This is a genomic window from Streptomyces enissocaesilis, assembly GCF_039533765.1.
Classification (GTDB): Bacteria; Actinomycetota; Actinomycetes; order Streptomycetales; family Streptomycetaceae; genus Streptomyces; species Streptomyces enissocaesilis.
Map to the genome: position 1 here is coordinate 144,660 of NZ_BAAAUD010000035.1, position 16,162 is coordinate 160,821.

At 71.0% G+C, this 16,162-nt stretch carries 20 protein-coding genes, 2 tRNA genes and 1 other RNA gene; 9 read left to right on the forward strand and 14 right to left on the reverse strand.

What is annotated here, in order from left to right:
* Positions 1-17 precede the first annotated feature (17 nt).
* Positions 18-791, forward strand: coding sequence for a GAF and ANTAR domain-containing protein (locus tag ABD374_RS17200; protein ID WP_344496096.1), 774 nt, complete (start codon positions 18-20; stop codon positions 789-791).
* Between the two features lie 13 nt (positions 792-804).
* Here ABD374_RS17200 and ABD374_RS17205 read toward each other — a convergent pair whose 3' ends face one another.
* The 3 genes from ABD374_RS17205 to ABD374_RS17215 all read right to left on the reverse strand — a co-directional run bounded on the left by ABD374_RS17205 (position 805) and on the right by ABD374_RS17215 (position 4,701).
* Complete coding sequence (locus ABD374_RS17205) at positions 805-1,623, reverse strand: YceI family protein (protein WP_344496098.1); 819 nt, start codon at positions 1,621-1,623, stop codon at positions 805-807.
* Positions 1,624-1,770: 147 nt separating this feature from the next.
* On the reverse strand, positions 1,771-4,122 hold the full coding sequence (locus ABD374_RS17210) for an MFS transporter (RefSeq protein WP_486388628.1): 2,352 nt from the start codon (positions 4,120-4,122) through the stop codon (positions 1,771-1,773).
* Positions 4,123-4,215: 93 nt separating this feature from the next.
* The gene (locus tag ABD374_RS17215) at positions 4,216-4,701 is read right to left on the reverse strand and encodes a MarR family winged helix-turn-helix transcriptional regulator (RefSeq protein WP_344496102.1); all 486 of its coding nucleotides are present in this window, start codon (positions 4,699-4,701) and stop codon (positions 4,216-4,218) included.
* Positions 4,702-4,945: 244 nt separating this feature from the next.
* Here ABD374_RS17215 and ABD374_RS17220 point away from each other — a divergent pair, with 244 nt between their 5' ends.
* The gene (locus ABD374_RS17220; RefSeq protein ID WP_344496104.1) at positions 4,946-5,161 is read left to right on the forward strand and encodes a hypothetical protein; all 216 of its coding nucleotides are present in this window, start codon (positions 4,946-4,948) and stop codon (positions 5,159-5,161) included.
* Between the two features lie 129 nt (positions 5,162-5,290).
* On the opposite strand, the gene ABD374_RS17225 is transcribed toward ABD374_RS17220, so the two are convergent.
* The 8 genes from ABD374_RS17225 to ABD374_RS17260 all read right to left on the reverse strand — a co-directional run bounded on the left by ABD374_RS17225 (position 5,291) and on the right by ABD374_RS17260 (position 9,595).
* Positions 5,291-6,157 carry an RNA polymerase sigma factor SigF gene (locus tag ABD374_RS17225; RefSeq protein ID WP_344496106.1) on the reverse strand — a complete coding sequence of 289 codons (867 nt, stop codon included), beginning with the start codon at positions 6,155-6,157 and terminating at the stop codon, positions 5,291-5,293.
* A 210-nt stretch (positions 6,158-6,367) separates the two neighbouring features.
* Positions 6,368-7,228: an RNA polymerase sigma factor SigF gene (locus tag ABD374_RS17230; protein ID WP_344496108.1), complete on the reverse strand. Its 861-nt coding sequence runs from the start codon at positions 7,226-7,228 to the stop codon at positions 6,368-6,370.
* Between the two features lie 179 nt (positions 7,229-7,407).
* Entirely contained in the window at positions 7,408-7,701 is a 294-nt protein-coding gene (locus tag ABD374_RS17235) for a Dabb family protein (RefSeq protein WP_344496110.1), read from the reverse strand.
* 31 nt (positions 7,702-7,732) lie between these two features.
* Positions 7,733-7,897 carry a hypothetical protein gene (locus ABD374_RS17240; RefSeq protein ID WP_344496112.1) on the reverse strand — a complete coding sequence of 55 codons (165 nt, stop codon included), beginning with the start codon at positions 7,895-7,897 and terminating at the stop codon, positions 7,733-7,735.
* 95 nt (positions 7,898-7,992) lie between these two features.
* Positions 7,993-8,079, reverse strand: a tRNA-Ser gene (locus tag ABD374_RS17245).
* Between the two features lie 103 nt (positions 8,080-8,182).
* Positions 8,183-8,611: a tRNA adenosine(34) deaminase TadA gene (gene tadA, locus ABD374_RS17250; RefSeq protein WP_344496144.1), complete on the reverse strand. Its 429-nt coding sequence runs from the start codon at positions 8,609-8,611 to the stop codon at positions 8,183-8,185.
* A gap of 68 nt (positions 8,612-8,679) precedes the next feature.
* A complete protein-coding gene (locus ABD374_RS17255) occupies positions 8,680-9,225 on the reverse strand; it encodes a tRNA adenosine deaminase-associated protein (RefSeq protein ID WP_344496114.1) in 546 nt (181 codons plus the stop codon).
* Positions 9,226-9,409: 184 nt separating this feature from the next.
* Positions 9,410-9,595 (reverse strand): hypothetical protein, encoded by a 186-nt coding sequence (locus ABD374_RS17260; RefSeq protein WP_344496146.1) that lies wholly within the window; start codon positions 9,593-9,595, stop codon positions 9,410-9,412.
* 106 nt (positions 9,596-9,701) lie between these two features.
* Here ABD374_RS17260 and upp point away from each other — a divergent pair, with 106 nt between their 5' ends.
* On the forward strand, positions 9,702-10,337 hold the full coding sequence (upp, locus tag ABD374_RS17265) for a uracil phosphoribosyltransferase (RefSeq protein ID WP_344496116.1): 636 nt from the start codon (positions 9,702-9,704) through the stop codon (positions 10,335-10,337).
* A gap of 52 nt (positions 10,338-10,389) precedes the next feature.
* Here upp and ABD374_RS17270 read toward each other — a convergent pair whose 3' ends face one another.
* Together ABD374_RS17270 and ABD374_RS17275 are read right to left on the reverse strand one after the other, a co-directional pair.
* Positions 10,390-11,019 carry a LytR C-terminal domain-containing protein gene (locus ABD374_RS17270; RefSeq protein ID WP_344496118.1) on the reverse strand — a complete coding sequence of 210 codons (630 nt, stop codon included), beginning with the start codon at positions 11,017-11,019 and terminating at the stop codon, positions 10,390-10,392.
* A 127-nt stretch (positions 11,020-11,146) separates the two neighbouring features.
* A complete protein-coding gene (locus ABD374_RS17275; RefSeq protein ID WP_344496120.1) occupies positions 11,147-11,449 on the reverse strand; it encodes a type II toxin-antitoxin system VapB family antitoxin in 303 nt (100 codons plus the stop codon).
* 381 nt (positions 11,450-11,830) lie between these two features.
* Between ABD374_RS17275 and ABD374_RS17280 the strand changes: the two genes are divergently transcribed.
* From ABD374_RS17280 to ABD374_RS17295, 4 genes are all read left to right on the forward strand, one after another.
* Positions 11,831-12,046, forward strand: a complete 216-nt coding sequence (locus ABD374_RS17280) for a hypothetical protein (protein ID WP_344496122.1) — start codon at positions 11,831-11,833, stop codon at positions 12,044-12,046.
* Positions 12,047-12,422: 376 nt separating this feature from the next.
* Entirely contained in the window at positions 12,423-12,980 is a 558-nt protein-coding gene (locus ABD374_RS17285; RefSeq protein ID WP_344496124.1) for a helix-turn-helix domain-containing protein, read from the forward strand.
* Complete coding sequence (locus tag ABD374_RS17290; RefSeq protein WP_344496126.1) at positions 12,977-13,618, forward strand: GNAT family N-acetyltransferase; 642 nt, start codon at positions 12,977-12,979, stop codon at positions 13,616-13,618. Before ABD374_RS17285 ends, ABD374_RS17290 begins: the two co-directional genes overlap by 4 nt.
* A 121-nt stretch (positions 13,619-13,739) precedes the next feature.
* Positions 13,740-14,393: a carboxylesterase family protein gene (locus ABD374_RS17295; protein ID WP_344496128.1), complete on the forward strand. Its 654-nt coding sequence runs from the start codon at positions 13,740-13,742 to the stop codon at positions 14,391-14,393.
* 67 nt (positions 14,394-14,460) lie between these two features.
* Here the strand turns inward: ABD374_RS17295 and ABD374_RS17300 are convergent.
* Positions 14,461-14,548 (reverse strand) — tRNA-Ser (locus ABD374_RS17300).
* Between the two features lie 98 nt (positions 14,549-14,646).
* On the opposite strand from ABD374_RS17300, the gene ffs reads away from it, so the two are divergent.
* Positions 14,647-14,745: signal recognition particle sRNA small type (gene ffs, locus ABD374_RS17305), an RNA gene on the forward strand.
* 42 nt (positions 14,746-14,787) lie between these two features.
* On the forward strand, positions 14,788-16,162 hold a 1,375-nt coding region (locus ABD374_RS17310), incomplete at its 3' end, for a DNA polymerase III subunit gamma and tau (protein WP_344496130.1).

Genomic DNA, 16,162 nt, shown 5'->3' on the forward strand with positions numbered 1-16,162 from the left:
GCGGGCACAGGAAGGGCATGACGGATACGGCAAGGAGCACGGAGGGCACGGGGAGCGCACCGGCCGACGGCTTCGACTTCGCCTCGCTCCACGACGCGCTCACCGACTGGCGCGGCCTGCACGCCTTCCTCCAGGACGTGACGCGGCGCGCCGTCCGCGCGGTGGACGGCGCACAGGCGTGCAGCATCACGATGCGCCGCCACGGCCGCCTGGTCACGGCCGCCGCCGAAAGCGGCGAGGCGCTCCGGCTGGACCTGCTGCAGTACGAGGCCGAGACCGGGCCCTGCGTGTGCAGCATGGAGAACGGCGAGGAGAACTACGTACCCGACATGCTCCGGGAGCGGCGCTGGGGCCCGTACCCGGCGGCGGCCGCCGCGCACGGCGTACGGTCCGTCCTGGCCACCCCGCTGGCGCTGAACTCCCACACCCTGGGCGCCCTGAACCTCTACTCCGGCCGGCCCCACGCCCTCGGGGACCAGCGGGAGACGGCGCGGCGGCTGTCCGCCCAGGCGGCGGGGGCGATCGCCGTCGCCGAGCGCATCGAGCAGGAGACGGAGACGGTGCACGACCTGCGGACCGCGATGCTCTCGCGCTCGGTCATCGACCAGGCGATCGGCATCGTCATGGCCCGCAGGCGCTGCACGGCGGGTGTGGCGCTGAACATACTGCGCCGGGCCTCCCAGGGCCGGAACGTCAAACTGCGGGACCTCTGTTACGCCCTGGTGTCCGAGGCGGGCGACGGACCGCCCTCGCCCGGCTCCTTCACCGGACGGGGCCGCACCTCCCGCTAGCGCCCGGCGGCCGCTACGCCTGCGGGAGCCGGTCCCCCTGGACCGCCTGCATGTCGAGTTCGACCCGCAGCGTCGCGCCGATCGCCGAGATGCCCGCCTGGACGACCTGGTTGTAGTTCATGGCGAAGTCGTCGCGGCGCAGTTCGGCCGTCGCGCGGAAGGCCGCCCGTACGCCGCCCCACGGGTCCGGGCCCGTCCCCAGGTAGCTGAGGTCCAGGTCGACGGCGCGCGCCACCCCGTGCAGGGACAGCTCGCCGTGCACGGTCCACCGGTCGGGGCCCGCCGGGGTCAGGCCCGTACTGCGGTACCTGATCTCGGGGAACCGCTCGACGTCCAGGAAGTCGGGCGACTTCAGGTGGCCGTCCCGCATGCCGTTGCCGGTGTCGATGCTGGCCGCCGTGATGACGGCCTCGACGCGCGACGCCCCGAGGTCCTCGGCGATCTCGATGTGCCCGCCGAACTCGGTGAACCGGCCGTGCACGCTGGAGATCCCCAGGTGCTGGGCGACCGCGCCCACCGAGGAGTGCGCCGGGTCGAGCGTCCAGGTGCCGGGGGGCGGGAGTTCCACGCCGCCCTGGCGGGCCAGTACGACCGTTCCGGCGTCCGCCCGTCCGCTCGCCGTGACGAACGCCGTCGACGCCGCGGGGGCGTAACCGGCGGCCGTCACGATCACCGTGTAGGGGCCGGCCGGCAGGGGGGTGTCGGTCCTCGCCGTCCCCTCCTCGTCCGCGGCCGCCCGGACCACCTGGGTGCCCGTCATGTCGGTCACGGTCACCACCGCGTGCTGCACGGCCCAGCCGTCCCGGGTCCGTACCTGTGCGCGAAGTCCCATCCCGTTCTCTCTCCTTCAAGACTGAGGGCCCCGGGCGGGTCCGACAGGCCGTCCCCTGCCTGTCGGACCCGCTGCCGGGGCCCGTTTCCGCACCGGCCGTGGGGGCGCGCCTCCGCTAAGGACGCGCCCCGGGCCGGGGGCCTGTGATCACTCGCCCGGGTGGGCGAGCTCGATGTCGTGGCCGTCGACGCCGCGGCCCGAGACCGTCAGCGCTCCGGCCACCGGCGGGTAGCCGGTCGCGACGACCGTGTACTCGCCCGAGTCGAGGTCGGCGAAGGCGTACGCCCCGTCGTCCCCGGTGGTGGAGGAGGCGACCACGTTCCCGGCCGCGTCCATCAGCGTCACCCGGGCGTCGGCCAGCGGGCGCCGGGCGGCGCCGCCGCGTACCGTGCCCCGGACCAGCGCGCCGGACTGGAGCGCGACCTCGACGCGGGTGACGCCCTGGCCGCCGATCTCCACCGGCAGCGCCATCGGCCGGAAGCCGGCCGCGTTCACCGCGACGGTCACCGTTCCGGGGACCAGCTCGCCGAAGACGAAGTCGCCCTGGGCGGCCGACGTGCCGGTGGCGAGCACATCGCCGCGCACGTCGGTCACGATGACCATCGCGTCCTCGACGGGCAGGCCGCCGTCCGCGGCGCGCACGGTGCCGGCGAGTCCGCTCGTACCGGACAGGAGGATGTCGTACGCGACGGGCTCGTCACCCACGACCACCGTGGACGCCTGCGGCTGGAAGCCGTCGGCGGAGGCGATCAGGACGTACGAACCGGCCGCCGGGGCGTCCAGCGCGTAACGGCCCTGCTGGGCGACCGCGCGGCCGAGCTGCCGTCCGGCGAGCGAGATCAGCGTGACCGCGGCGTACGGTACGGCCGTTCCCTCGGCGGTACGGACCGTGCCGTGCAGGGTCCTGCCGGTCGCGACCGGGGCGGTGACCTCGGTGGCCGTGGTGGCCACGCCGGCGGGCGCCGCGGCCATCTGCTCCGGGTCCGACTGCGCCGACTGCGCCGCGTCGTCGTGGGACGACTTCAAGGCGACCTCCTTCACGAACAGGACCAGGATCAGACCGACCAGCGCGATGGGCGCGGCGTACAGGAAGAGGTCGGCGACCCCGTCTCCGTACGCGCTCTCCATGACGGTCCTGATCGGCGCGGGCAACGCGTCCATGTCCGGGATGGTGTTCCCGCCGCCGGCCGCGCCCGGCTTGATGTGGAGGGCGGCCAGGCCGTCCTCGACGTAGTGGGTGATGCGGCTGGAGAGCACCGCGCCGAGCGCGGAGACGCCGATGGCGCCGCCGAGGGTGCGGGTGAAGGTGACCAGCGAGCTGGCCGCGCCGAGCTCGTGCGGCTCGACCTGGTTCTGGGAGGCCAGCACGAGGTTCTGCATCATCATGCCGAGGCCGAGGCCGAGCACCGCCATGTAGACGCCGACCTGCCAGTACTCGGTGTCGTACGTGATCGTGCCGAGCAGGCCGAGGCCCGCGACCAGGCCGACGCCGCCGCCGACCAGGAAGCCCTTCCAGCGGCCGGTCTTGGTGATGATCTGGCCGGACAGGGTGGAGGAGATGAACAGGCCCGCGATCATCGGGATCGTCATGACGCCGGACATCGTCGGGGACTTGTCGCGGGCGAGCTGGAAGTACTGGCTCAGGAAGACGGTCGAGCCGAACATCGCGACACCGACGAAGAGGCTCGCGAAGGACGTGAGCGCGATCGTGCGGTTGCGGAAGAAGCGCAGCGGGATCAGCGGCTCCGCGGCCTTGGTCTCGACGAGGACGAAGATCAGTCCGAGCACGACCGAACCGCCGACCATGGCGTACGTCTGCCACGAGATCCAGTCGTACTTGTCGCCCGCCAGGGTCACCCAGATCATCAGCAGGGAGACGGAGGCGGCCAGGAAGAAGGCACCGAGCCAGTCGATCTTCACCTTGCGGCGGACGACCGGAAGCTTGAGGGTCTTCTGGAGGAGGACCAGTGCGATGGCCGCGAACGGCACACCGACGTAGAAGCACCAGCGCCAGCCCAGCCAGTCGGTGTCGGTGAGGACGCCGCCGAGCAGCGGGCCGCCGACCGTCGCGACCGCGAACGTGGCGCCGATGTAGCCGGCGTACCTGCCGCGCTCACGCGGCGGGATCATCGCGGCGATCACGATCTGCGAGAGCGCGACCAGACCGCCGGTGCCGACGCCCTGGAGCACACGGAAGGCGATGAGCGTGCCGGTGTTCTGCGATATGCCGGCCAGCGCCGAGCCGATCACGAAGATGACCAGAGCCACCTGGACCAGCAGCTTCTTGCTGAAGAGGTCCGCCAGCTTGCCCCAGAGAGGGGTGGTCACCGTCATGGACAGGAGCGCCGCGGTGACGACCCAGGTGTACGCGCTCTGGGTGCCGTCGAGGTCCCTGATGATCTCGGGGAGGGCGTTGGACACGATCGTCGACGACAGCATCGCGACGAACATGCCGAGCAGAAGACCGGTGAGGGCCTCCATGATCTGCCGGTGAGTCATCGGCGCGCCGTCGGAGGAGTGGGAGGACCCCTGCTTGGCGTGGCCGCCCCGCACACCGGCTGGTGTGGTCGTAGCCATTGAATTCCTTTGCTCTTACGCGGGTGTTGCGGGTATTGCTGTGTCGTGCTCGAAGTGGTGCGGTGACCGCGCCCGGCATTCGCCGAAGCTGTCGCGCAGGCGGGCCAGCATCGTGTTGAGCTGTCCGACCTCGTCGTCGGACCAGTCGTCGAGGGCACCGGCGAGCGTCTGGACGTAGCGCTCGGAGAGTTCCTCCAGGAGCGCCCGGCCCGCCGGGTTGAGCCGCAGGATGCGTGAACGCTTGTCGCACGGGTCGGGGGCCCGGTCGACCCAGCCGCGCTCCGCCACGTGTGCCACGTGCCGGCTGGTCACCGACATGTCGACCGCGAGGAGCTCGGCGAGCCGGCTCATCCGCATCTCGCCGTGGTGGTCGAGGAGGGTGAGCACGGCGGCCGATCCGGCCGGGCAGTGCGCGGGGAGGATGCGTGCGAGATCGCGCTTCACGGCACCGATGGCGCTGAGCTGCCGGGCCAGTTCCGCGAACTGGCTCTGTGCGGCCATGGGCACCTCCGAACATCTTGTTGCTTAGGGCAACCATATAAGCGGTTGGTTGCTACAGGCAAATTAAATCGGGCCACCTGGAGTAAAGGAACCCAAAAGGATCGGTCCGGGGCGGGTCAAGGGCGGCCGAGCGGCCGGTAAAGCCGCAGATCACGCTCGTGAAGGTGCGGTGGCACCGCCCCAGGGGCCCCTACAGGGGTCCTGGGGTGTGCGGGGCGGCCCCACTTCGCTAGGGTCCTTCCCCATGGCACACAACCCCCATGCCCCCCAGGGCCCCGAGGGTCACCACGACCCGGCGGGCAGCACCCAGATGTTCCGCGCCTTCGTGGACGACGGCGAACCGCAGCGACAGCAGCCGGCCGCGGCCGCGGCGTCGGGCGGTCCCAGGACCGGTCTGATCGTCGGCGTCGTGGCCGTCGTCGTGATCCTCGCGGCGGTCGCCTGGCTCGCGCTCAGCTGATCACCGCTCCCGGCCGGCGGACACGCCGCCCGGGGCGGCCCGGACACGGCACGACCGCCGGGGCGCTCGTCGTAGCGCCCCGGCGGTCGTGTGCCGGGCCTCTGCCCGGCGTGGCGTCGGTGACGCCGCTCAGTCCGCGATGAGCCCTTCTCTGAGCTGCGAGAGCGTGCGGGTCAGCAGGCGCGAGACGTGCATCTGGGAGATGCCGACCTCCTCACCGATCTGGGACTGCGTCATGTTCGCGAAGAACCGCAGCATGATGATCTGGCGCTCGCGCGGCGGCAGCTTCGCCAGCAGCGGCTTCAGGGACTCGCGGTACTCGACACCCTCCAGCGCCGTGTCCTCGTACCCGAGGCGGTCCGCCAGCGAACCCTCGCCGCCGTCGTCCTCCGGGGAGGGGGAGTCCAGCGAGCTCGCGGTGTAGGCGTTGCCCACCGCGAGGCCGTCGACGACGTCCTCCTCCGACACCCCGAGCACCGCGGCGAGTTCGGGCACGGTCGGGGAGCGGTCGAGCTTCTGCGCGAGGTCGTCGCTGGCCTTCGTCAGCGCGAGCCGCAGCTCCTGGAGGCGGCGCGGGACCCGTACCGACCAGCTGGTGTCGCGGAAGAAGCGCTTGATCTCGCCGACCACCGTCGGCATCGCGAACGTCGGGAACTCCACGCCCCGTTCGCAGTCGAACCGGTCGATCGCCTTGATCAGCCCGATCGTGCCGACCTGGACGATGTCCTCCATCGGCTCGTTGCGGCTGCGGAACCGGGCGGCGGCGTACCGCACCAGGGGGAGGTTGAGCTCGATCAGCGTGTCCCGTACGTATGTACGGTCCGGGCTGTCCTTGTCGAGAGCGGCAAGCCGCAGGAAGAGCGAGCGGGACAGAGTGCGGGTGTCGATGGCTTCCGGCTGCGACACCAACGGCGGCGGCGGAGCCGTCACCTGGTCGAGCACGGCAGGCACTACTTCCTTCGTGAGCACCTTCGAGCTGCCCTGTTCTGCGGACATGCCACCCCCTTGAGGTCGCTGACGGTAGCGGCGGGCGCTCCCGTCGGAGGAAGCAGCCTCCACCTGAATACCGGAGGAGTGGCTGCGGCAAACGCGGTCTCAGCAGAATGTCACATGTCGGCAACGCGCTGTAGCGCCAAGTCGACAAACCTGCGCAGGAAAGAGGGGGTGTGCGGCTTTTCGGCCACGTACGGGTCCCACCCGAACCGGTTACGCCTCGATTCGATTTGCGGATCTGAGCCGGGCGAAGCTTCTCGCCAGGAGTCTCGACACATGCATCTGGGAGACGCCCAGTTCGGCGCTGATCTGGGACTGCGTCAGGTTGTTGTAGTACCGGAGCAGGAGGATCCGCTGTTCGCGTTCGGGCAGCTGTACGAGCAGGTGGCGGACGAGGTCGCGGTGCTCGACCCCGGCCAGGGCCGGGTCCTCGTATCCGAGCCGGTCGAGCAGTCCCGGCAGCCCGTCGCCCTCCTGGGCCGCCTCCAGCGAGGTCGCGTGGTACGAGCGCCCCGCCTCGATGCACGCCAGCACCTCGTCCTCGGAGATGCGCAGGCGCTCGGCGATCTCGGCGGTCGTGGGGGAGCGCCCGTGGGCCGTCGTGAGGTCCTCGGTGGCCCCGCTGACCTGCACCCACAGCTCGTGCAGCCGGCGCGGTACGTGCACGGTCCTGACGTTGTCGCGGAAGTACCGTTTGATCTCGCCCACCACGGTCGGCATCGCGAAGGTGGGGAACTGCACGCCGCGGTCCGGGTCGAACCGGTCGATCGCGTTGATCAGCCCGATCGTGCCGACCTGGACGACGTCCTCCATCGGCTCGTTGCGGCTGCGGAACCGGGCGGCGGCGTACCGCACCAGCGGCAGGTTCGCCTCGATGAGCGCTCCGCGCACGCGGTGGTGCTCGGGCGTACCCGGGTCCAGCCCCTTCAGCTCCGCGAACAGGACCTGGGTGAGCGCCCTGGTGTCCGCGCCCCGGCGCTTCGCGGGGCTGCCCGCGGGGACGTCGGGCGCGGTCTCGGGGGGAAGTGGCTGAAGCTGTTGGGGCGGAGCTTGAGGCGCTGTACTGGCCGGCACGGACACGCCACCCCTTATCTCGGTCAACCACGTCAACTCATCCGTCAAAAGCGGTCATAGCATCACAAGACATGTGCACTGTGTGCAAGCACCGTATAAAGCCGTGTTGAGGGCAAGTTGGCTCTTAAACATGCAAAAACCCCGCACCGGAACGGTGCGGGGCCTGCTGCCGCGGGGGCTCAGAACTCGTAGTCGGCGATCACCCACGTGGCGAATTCGCGCCACTGCGCGGCGGCCGCCTGGTGGGCCGGGTGCTCGATGTAGCGCTTCAGCGCATCGCGGTCCCGGACGGCCGAGTTGATGGCGAAGTCGTACGCGATGGGCCGGTCGGTGATGTTCCAGGCGCACTCCCAGAACTCCAGCTCGGGAACGGTCCCGTCGAGCTCTTCGAAGGCCTTCACACCGGCGGCGACGCGCGGCTCGTCCCGCTCGACACCTTCGTTGAGCTTGAAGAGGACCAGATGGCGGATCAAGGAACACTCCTTCGATGCGGAGGGCGCCCGCTCACTGGATCAGCTGGGCCATGAAATCGCCGACGCCCTGGGCGGCACTGGACACGCCTTCGAACCCTACCTGGACGAAATCGGCCGCTCGCTGGGGGAAATTGATGATCGTGTACAGCACGAAGACGACGACCACGTAGAGCGTTATCTTCCTCGCCAGCACCATGTTGTTCGCCCTCCCCTGCCGGTCCCCTGAGTCGCGTGAGTCTAACCGCACAACACGAAAGCCCCGACTCCGAGAGTCGGGGCTTTCGTTCTGAGCGGTAGCGGTGGGATTTGAACCCACGGAGGAGTTGCCCCCTCACACGCTTTCGAGGCGTGCTCCTTAGGCCGCTCGGACACGCTACCGAGAGAGAGCTTAGCCCACGCCGGGCCGTGCTCCGAAATCGGTCGTCCGGCCGGTCCGCCGGCCGGCCCCTCAGCGGCCCCTCGCCGCCCCCTCAGCCATCCCTCAGCGGTCCCTGAAGAAGGCCGTCAGCCGGTCCGAGCACTCCTTTTCGAGTACGCCCGAGACGACCTCGGGCCGGTGGTTCAGCCTCCGGTCCCGTACGACGTCCCAGAGCGAACCGGCCGCGCCCGCCTTCTCGTCGAGCGCCCCGTAGACCACCCTCTCCACCCGCGACTGCACGAGCGCTCCCGCGCACATCGTGCACGGCTCCAGGGTGACGACGAGCGTGCAGCCCGTCAGCCGCCACTCGCCGAGCTCGTGCGCCGCCCTGCGGATGGCCAGCACCTCGGCGTGCGCCGTCGGGTCGCCCGTCGCCTCACGCTCGTTGTGGCCCGCCGAGAGCAGCGAGCCGTCGGGGGCCAGCACGACGGCGCCGACCGGTACGTCACCGGCCACCGCCGCCCGTGCCGCCTCGTCCAGGGCCAGGCGCATGGGCGCCCGCCACCGGTCCCGTACCGGATCCGGGCCCGGATCCTGCTCCTCTGCCACTGCCGGACTCACTACTGGACGGTCTCCAGTACGTCGGCGGCGCCCAGGGCGTCCGCGATCTCGCCCAGCGCGTCCGTGTCGAGCGCCAGCAGCTCCTTCTCGGGCAGGCCGAGGTCCGTCAGGATCCCCGCCTCCCCGAGCGGGCCCGCCGGTACGGCACCGCCGTCGTCCGCCGTGATCTCCTCCTCTTCGTCGTCGATGACTTCCTCGTCCGGCTCCCCGTCCTCGGTGCCGTCGAGGTCGACGAGCACTTCCAGGACGTCCGGGTCCTCGGGGTCCCGGCCGAGCAGTTCGTCGGTGAGCAGGATCTCCCCGTACGAGGAACGGGCGGCCGCGGCCGCGTCCGAGACATAGATACGAGGGTCCTCCTCGCCGTCCACCCGGACGAGGCCGAACCATGCGTCTTCCTGCTCGATGAAGACGATCACCGTGTCGTCGTCGACCGTGGCCTCACGGGCCAGATCGGTCAGGTCGGACAGGGTTTCCACGTCGTCGAGCTCCGTGTCGCTCGCTTTCCACCCGTCTTCGGTGCGCGCGAGCAGTGCGGCGAAGTACACCGTGACTCTCCCACTGGTCTTGAGAAGTGCCGGTTGGAGTTCCTCCCGGCTGGAGGGTTCGCTGAGGTGGGGAGAAACCGTTTCGCAGCTCCGAGCCCCGCCCACTCGGAATCGTGGCAGAAACAATCGCTCCGCGAGAGGTCTTCCGCTCTTGCGTCGTGTCCCGGTCCCGCGAGCGGGCCCGCTACCAGCGGAAGGTGCGCATCCGCATCTGCTGCCGCATCCGGGCCGCCCGGGCCCGGCGCGGCTGCACCCGGTCACGCAGTGCCTTGGCCTCGTGCAGCTCGCGCAGGAACTGGGCGCGCCGCCGCCTGCGGTCGACCTCACCTGTGTTTTCCTGCTGTTCCTGACCGTGCTCCCCGTCCGGCATCGACCACACCACCCCAAACCCGGGTTTGCTTCCCACCCCACCTTCCCTCCGGTCGGCGGGTTGATGCCAGCGCGGGCCGCCGGGATGCCCGGTTACTGTTGACGCCATGCGGATCCATGTTGTCGACCACCCGCTGGTGGCGCACAAACTCACCACGCTGCGCGACAGGCGCACCGACTCTCCGACCTTCCGGCGCCTCGCCGACGAGCTGGTCACCCTGCTCGCGTACGAGGCCACCCGGGACGTGCGGACCGAGCAGGTCGACATCCAGACCCCGGTCACGTCGACGACGGGTGTGAAGCTGTCCCACCCGCGCCCCCTGGTGGTACCGATCCTGCGGGCCGGTCTGGGCATGCTCGACGGCATGGTGCGGCTGCTGCCGACCGCCGAGGTGGGTTTCCTCGGCATGATCCGCAACGAGGAGACGCTCCAGGCGGAGACGTACGCCACCCGGATGCCGGAGGACCTCTCCGGCCGCCAGGTGTACGTGCTCGACCCGATGCTGGCCACCGGCGGCACCCTGGTCGCGGCGATCCGTGAGCTGATCAAGCGCGGCGCGGACGACGTCACGGCGGTCGTGCTGCTCGCGGCGCCCGAGGGTGTCGAGGTCATGGAGCGGGAGCTGGCCGGCACTCCGGTCACCGTGGTCACCGCCTCGGTCGACGAGCGCCTCAACGAGCACGGCTACATCGTGCCGGGCCTCGGCGACGCGGGCGACCGGATGTACGGGACCGCCGGCTAGGGCGTGCGGATGTACGGGACCGCCGGCCGGCGGCCGTACGGACGCGGCGTTCTCAGCACTTCGAGGAGGGCGCGGGCGCGGGTTCGGCCAGAACGGCCAGGGCCCGGTCCGCGTCCTTCTTCGTGTCCAGCTTCTTGAAGGCCGTGCCCAGGATCAGGTCCACTTCGGCGCCCTTGCGGGTGTCGGTCTTCCGCGGGGCGCCCTTGAGCTGCGTGCCGAGTACGGGCAGGGCGCCGGCGACCGCCCTGGGCGAGCCCAGCAGCACCCCGGAGCCCTTGACCTTCTTGTCGTACTCCTTGGGGGCGTTGCCGATCTCGCCGATGGCGAAGCCGCGCTTCTTCAGCTCGTCGGCGGTGCTCTTGGCGAGGCCGGAGCGCGGTGTCGCGTTGTAGACGTTGACCTTGATCTTGCCCGGCTCGGGCAGCGCGGCCCTCGGTGGCGCGGACGCCGCGGCGGGCCTCGCGCAGCCCTGGCCGCGTCCGGCGGCCGTGGTCCTCTTCCCGCCGCCCGTGAAGACGTCGATGAGCTGCAGAGTCCCCCAGCCGGCCAGACCGAGGGCCACGATCGAGGCCGCCACCGCGAGGATGGTCCTGCGTCGGTTCCGGGGGCGTCGCATACGCGGGTACTTGTCGCCCGTAATGCGGTACTTTCCGCCCATGCCGGGGGGTGTCAGCATGCTCATGGGCGCAGCGTAGTGCGCCTCGGTGATGATGCCTACTAAATGATCAATGACTTCGGGCCGGACCAACCCGTAAGGACCAATGAGGGCGGCCTCCGGGGGCCGTCCGGGTGACCGGGCGGCCCGATGATCAGATGGTGTCCAGTTCGAGGACGCGCGCGTGCAGCACCTGGCGCTGCTGGAGCGCGGCGCGGACCGCGCGGTGCAGTCCGTCCTCCAGGTAGAGGTCGCCCTGCCACTTCACGACGTGGGCGAAGAGGTCGCCGTAGAACGTCGAGTCCTCGGCGAGCAGTGTCTCGAGATCCAGCTGGCCCTTGGTGGTCACCAGCTGATCGAGGCGGACCGGGCGCGGCGCGACATCCGCCCACTGCCGGGTGCTTTCCCGGCCGTGGTCGGGATACGGCCGGCCGTTTCCGATGCGCTTGAAGATCACACGGAAAGCCTACCGGGCGGGCGGCTCCGGGCGCAGCCATGAGGGCGGGGCGCAAAGGCCGTATCAAACGTCAGAACGGGAGCAAATCATGAGCGGAAGCGCCCCCTCCGGTGGTGTGGGGCGGTCCGGGCGGCCCCGTCGCGGTGATTGCGGCGGGTCGTGGCGGGGGCGCGGCGGGTGCCACCGCACGGAGAGCGGGCCGGACGGGTTTTCCCCCGTTCGGGGGACGCCCCTCCCGGGAGCCCCTCCCTTGTGGCTCCGAGCCCGTCCTCCGGGTCGGACCGGCAGGAACCTGACAAAGCCGCGCGGCATGATTGTCGGACCCTCGTGGAACGATTCCCCAGTCGGCTGTAAACAGGACAGTTTACGGGTGGGGGAGTCATGGTCTCGTACGACGAGAGCGACGCGTGCGACGCGTGCGGTGTCCCGCGCGGCAGGTGGCGGGCGGTTCTGGGGATGACGCTGTGCGGTCCGTGCGAACGGACCGGGGGCAGCCGTCCCGGCCGTGAACCGGTGCTGCTCGCCGAGGTGCTGGCCGTCACGGTGGCCGGGTTGTCCTTCGATGTCACCCGTGACGCGGCGGTGTCGTCCTCATGATGTGAACGAGGAAAACGATGGGGCAGAGGAGTGCGACGCGCCCCGCGGGCGCCTGACGGGCATCGCCTACGGGATTCCCGGCGGCGTCGACGGGGCCGGGGACGTGGCCCGGGAGAGCTGGATCGGGTTGCGCGGCCCTGCTCCCCGTCCCCGCCTCCCCCGACCGCATCGGCCGCCCGGTGGTCTCCCCTTCCTCCACGTCACCGGCGTGCCCGGGGGGTATGCCGCCGGGGACACGGCAGCGGCGTACGCCGAACCGGGCCACCAGGTGCTGCCGGCGCCCCATCGAGGAAGGGGGGAGGGGAAGGAGGGCGGGCGGATGACGTGAGAAGTGACGGACCGGCGGTCGTCCCGGAAGTGGGATATTCTCTCTGAAGTGAGAAGCGTCGAGGACCGACTGGCAGCCAGGCTCTCCGAGCTGCGCACGGAGCGCGGCTGGTCGCTGGACGAGCTGGCGCGGCGTACGGGCATCAGCCGATCGACCCTCTCCCGGCTGGAGCGTGCCGAGATCAGCCCGACGGCGGTGATGCTGGGCGCCCTGTGCACGGCGTACGGACGGACGATGTCGCACCTGCTCGCCGAGGTGGAGGCCGAGCCGCCGCAACTGGTGCGGGCCGACCACCAGTTGGTGTGGCGCGACGAGGAGTCGGGCTTCACCCGGCGGTCGGTGTCCCCGCCGCACCCCGGGCTGCGGGGCGAGATCGTCGAGGGGGCGCTGCGGCCGGGCGCGGACATCTCGTACGAAGGACCTCCCGTGCCGGGCGTCGAGCAGCACATCTGGGTACGGGAAGGCGCCCTGGAGGTCACGGCGGGCGGCGGCGTCCACGAGCTCCGCGCCGGGGACTGCCTGCGTTTCCGCCTCTGGGGCCCTTCGCGGTTCCGCTGTCCGGGCCCCGGTCCGGTCCGCTACGCGGTCCTGGTCGTCCTGCCATGACCGCCGGCGCGCGGACTCATGTCATCGCACGTCTGTCGCCCGACGGGTTCCGCGACAGCGTGCGGGGCCTGGCCGGCCTCCTCGCGGACGCGGTCGACGGCAACGCGTCCGTCGGCTTCCTCGCCCCCTTCGGCCATGACGAGGCCGTCGCCTGGTGGGCCGCCCAGCAACCGGCGGTGGACGACGGCAGCCTCACCGTGTGGGCCGCCCGCGGTCCCAGCGGCATCACCGGCGCCTTCGGTCTCGCCCGCAGCCCCAAGCCCAACAGCCGGCACCGCGCCGAACTGGTCAAGCTCATGGTCCACCGCGACGCCCGCGGCCAGGGCCTGGGCCGCGCACTCCTCGCCACCGCCGAAGAGGCCGCCGCCCGCGCCGGAGCCACGCTCCTGCTCCTGGACACCGAGACCGGCAGCCCCGCCGAGCACCTCTACCGCGCCGCGGGCTGGACCCGCTACGGCGTCGTCCCCGACTACGCGGGCGATCCGGCCGGCACCCTCAAGGACTGCAGCTTCTACTTCAAGCGCCTGACGCCCACGCACCCCGCGCCGGACCCGGCCACGGCTACGGCCGGGTCCGCGGCCACGGGCCGAGGCGGTCACTGCCCGGAAACGGTGGGCGGCGCCGAAGCCGGCGCGTGAGGCCGGCGCCGGCGGATTCCGCGGGGCCGACCGGTGCGCCCCAGCGCGCCTCAGCGCGCGAGTCCGCCGAGGCCGCGCAGATCTGCTGAAGGCGTACGGCCCGTTCAACGAGCCCCGCCCGGTGTCCGGTACGAAACTGATGCCGCTGTCCCCGCGGGAGGCGTTGCGCAGCGGACGGTTCAACCGGGTGCCGGTGCTCATCGGCGTCAACCACGACGAGGAGCGCGGCAGGGGCCTCGGCCAGGAGCTGGCGCCGGGAGGCGCCCCCATGGAACCGGAGGCGTACGAGCCCGCGATCCGGGAGGAGTTCGGCGACAGGGCCGACGGCGTACTGAAGCGCTACCCGCTCGGCGCGTTCCCCTCGGCGGGCGAAGCCCTGGCCACGGTCCGCACGGATGCGGCGTGGTCGGCCCCGACCCTGGACACCGCGCGACTGCTCTCGGCGTGGGCCCCGACCCGGATGTACGAGTTCAGCGAGCGCGACACGCCTTGGTTCGACGCGTACCCGACGCCCAGCTTCGACCAGCGTGCCCAGCACATGTCCGAGCCGGCCTATCTGTTCGACATGGACCTGTTCCAGGAGGTGAAGCACGGCCAGGCCCGATTCCGCGACCGGATGATCAGCACATGGGTGGAGTTCGCCGACTCGGGCCGTACGAACCGGCCGCACTTCCAGGAGGCCGGCGGATACGTGCAGACGCTGGCCTCGGACACCTGGAGGCGCGCGGACTTCACGAAGGACCACGACTACCCGTTCTGGAAGAACCACCGCTGACCGACCGGGAGCACGACGAAGGCCCCGGCCGGTTTCCCGGTCGGGGCCTTCTGTACCGCAGAAGCGGTGGCGGAGGATACGAGATTCGAACTCGTGAGGGGTTGCCCCCAACACGCTTTCCAAGCGTGCGCCCTAGGCCACTAGGCGAATCCTCCGCGGCAAACAATACAAGACGTTGAGGAGTGCTCGCGAACGCGTTCCGGGCGGTCGGGGGCCGGCTCGTTTTTCCGGGGGGCGATCCGCTAGTGTGGGGGCCAGCCCCTCACGTGGCGCCATCTCACCGAACTCCCCCAGGGCCGGAAGGCAGCAAGGGTAAGTGGGCTCTGGCGGGTGCGTGGGGGGCGCTTGCGTTGGGCGGGGACGGTTGTCGGTGGGTCCCGATAACCTCGTATACGTGTCGTCCCTTGCGCTCTACCGCCGCTACCGTCCCGAGTCGTTCGCCGAGGTCATCGGGCAGGAGCATGTCACTGCCCCGCTGCAGCAGGCCCTGCGTAACAACCGGGTCAACCACGCGTACCTGTTCAGCGGGCCGCGGGGCTGTGGAAAGACGACCAGCGCGCGCATCCTCGCCCGCTGCCTCAACTGCGAGCAGGGGCCCACACCCACCCCTTGCGGCACGTGCCAGTCCTGTGTCGACCTGGCCAGGAACGGCCGGGGATCGATCGACGTCATCGAGATCGACGCGGCTTCGCACGGTGGTGTGGACGACGCCCGTGACCTGCGGGAAAAGGCGTTCTTCGGTCCGGCCGGCAGCCGCTACAAGATCTACATCATCGACGAGGCGCACATGGTCACCCCGGCGGGCTTCAACGCCCTGCTGAAGGTGGTCGAGGAGCCCCCGGAGCACCTCAAGTTCATCTTCGCGACGACGGAGCCCGAGAAGGTCATCGGCACGATCCGGTCGCGTACGCACCACTACCCCTTCCGCCTGGTGCCGCCCGGGACGCTGCGCGACTACCTCGGCGAGGTGTGCGGCAAGGAGAACATCCCGGTCGAGGAAGGGGTGCTTCCGCTGGTCGTGCGGTCCGGGGCCGGGTCCGTGCGCGACTCGATGTCCGTCATGGACCAGCTGCTCGCCGGCGCGGCCGAGGACGGTGTGACATACGCCATGGCCACCGCGCTCCTCGGGTACACGGAGAGTTCGCTCCTCGACTCGGTCGTGGACGCCTTCGCGGCGGGTGACGGAGCCGCCGCGTTCGAGGTCGTGGACCAGGTCATCGAGGGCGGCAACGATCCGCGCCGGTTCGTGGCCGACCTGCTGGAGCGGCTCCGGGACCTGGTGATCCTGGCCGCCGTTCCCGACGCACGCGAGAAGGGCCTGATCGACGCGCCCGCGGACGTCGTGGAACGGATGCAGGCACAGGCCTCGGTGTTCGGCGCGGCGGAGCTGAGCCGCGCCGCCGACCTGGTCAACACGGGGCTCACCGAGATGCGGGGCGCGACGTCGCCGCGGCTCCAGCTGGAGCTGATCTGCGCCCGGGTGCTGCTGCCCGCCGCCTTCGACGACGAGCGCTCGCTCCAGGCACGGCTGGACCGCCTGGAGCGCAACGGCGGTGGCGCCGGTGGCGCGTTCATGGCCGCGGCCGCCGCTCCCGGCCCCGCGATGGGGTACGTACCGGGACCCGACGCGCATGGGGGAGTGGGTGCGGCGGTGCCCGCTCCCGCTGTGCCCGCGGCTCCTGCGCCCGCTCCCGCTCCTGCGCCCGCCCCGGCGCCGGTGGCCGCACCACCCGCTCCGGCCGCCGTCGAGGGCGGGCAGGGCCCCGGTG

Bases quoted from the DNA above. Each gene is read 5' to 3' on its own strand.
- ABD374_RS17200 (WP_344496096.1), top strand. From the start codon at position 18: ATGACGGATACGGCAAGGAGCACGGAGGGCACGGGGAGCGCACCGGCC.
- ABD374_RS17205 (WP_344496098.1), bottom strand. From the start codon at position 1,623: ATGGGACTTCGCGCACAGGTACGGACCCGGGACGGCTGGGCCGTGCAG.
- ABD374_RS17210 (WP_486388628.1), bottom strand. From the start codon at position 4,122: ATGACTCACCGGCAGATCATGGAGGCCCTCACCGGTCTTCTGCTCGGC.
- ABD374_RS17215 (WP_344496102.1), bottom strand. From the start codon at position 4,701: ATGGCCGCACAGAGCCAGTTCGCGGAACTGGCCCGGCAGCTCAGCGCC.
- ABD374_RS17220 (WP_344496104.1), top strand. From the start codon at position 4,946: ATGGCACACAACCCCCATGCCCCCCAGGGCCCCGAGGGTCACCACGAC.
- ABD374_RS17225 (WP_344496106.1), bottom strand. From the start codon at position 6,157: ATGTCCGCAGAACAGGGCAGCTCGAAGGTGCTCACGAAGGAAGTAGTG.
- ABD374_RS17240 (WP_344496112.1), bottom strand. From the start codon at position 7,897: ATGGTGCTGGCGAGGAAGATAACGCTCTACGTGGTCGTCGTCTTCGTG.
- tadA (WP_344496144.1), bottom strand. From the start codon at position 8,611: ATGCGCCTGGCCCTGGACGAGGCGGCACGGGCGGCGGTGGCCGGTGAC.
- ABD374_RS17260 (WP_344496146.1), bottom strand. From the start codon at position 9,595: ATGCCGGACGGGGAGCACGGTCAGGAACAGCAGGAAAACACAGGTGAG.
- upp (WP_344496116.1), top strand. From the start codon at position 9,702: ATGCGGATCCATGTTGTCGACCACCCGCTGGTGGCGCACAAACTCACC.
- ABD374_RS17270 (WP_344496118.1), bottom strand. From the start codon at position 11,019: ATGAGCATGCTGACACCCCCCGGCATGGGCGGAAAGTACCGCATTACG.
- ABD374_RS17280 (WP_344496122.1), top strand. From the start codon at position 11,831: ATGGTCTCGTACGACGAGAGCGACGCGTGCGACGCGTGCGGTGTCCCG.
- ABD374_RS17290 (WP_344496126.1), top strand. From the start codon at position 12,977: ATGACCGCCGGCGCGCGGACTCATGTCATCGCACGTCTGTCGCCCGAC.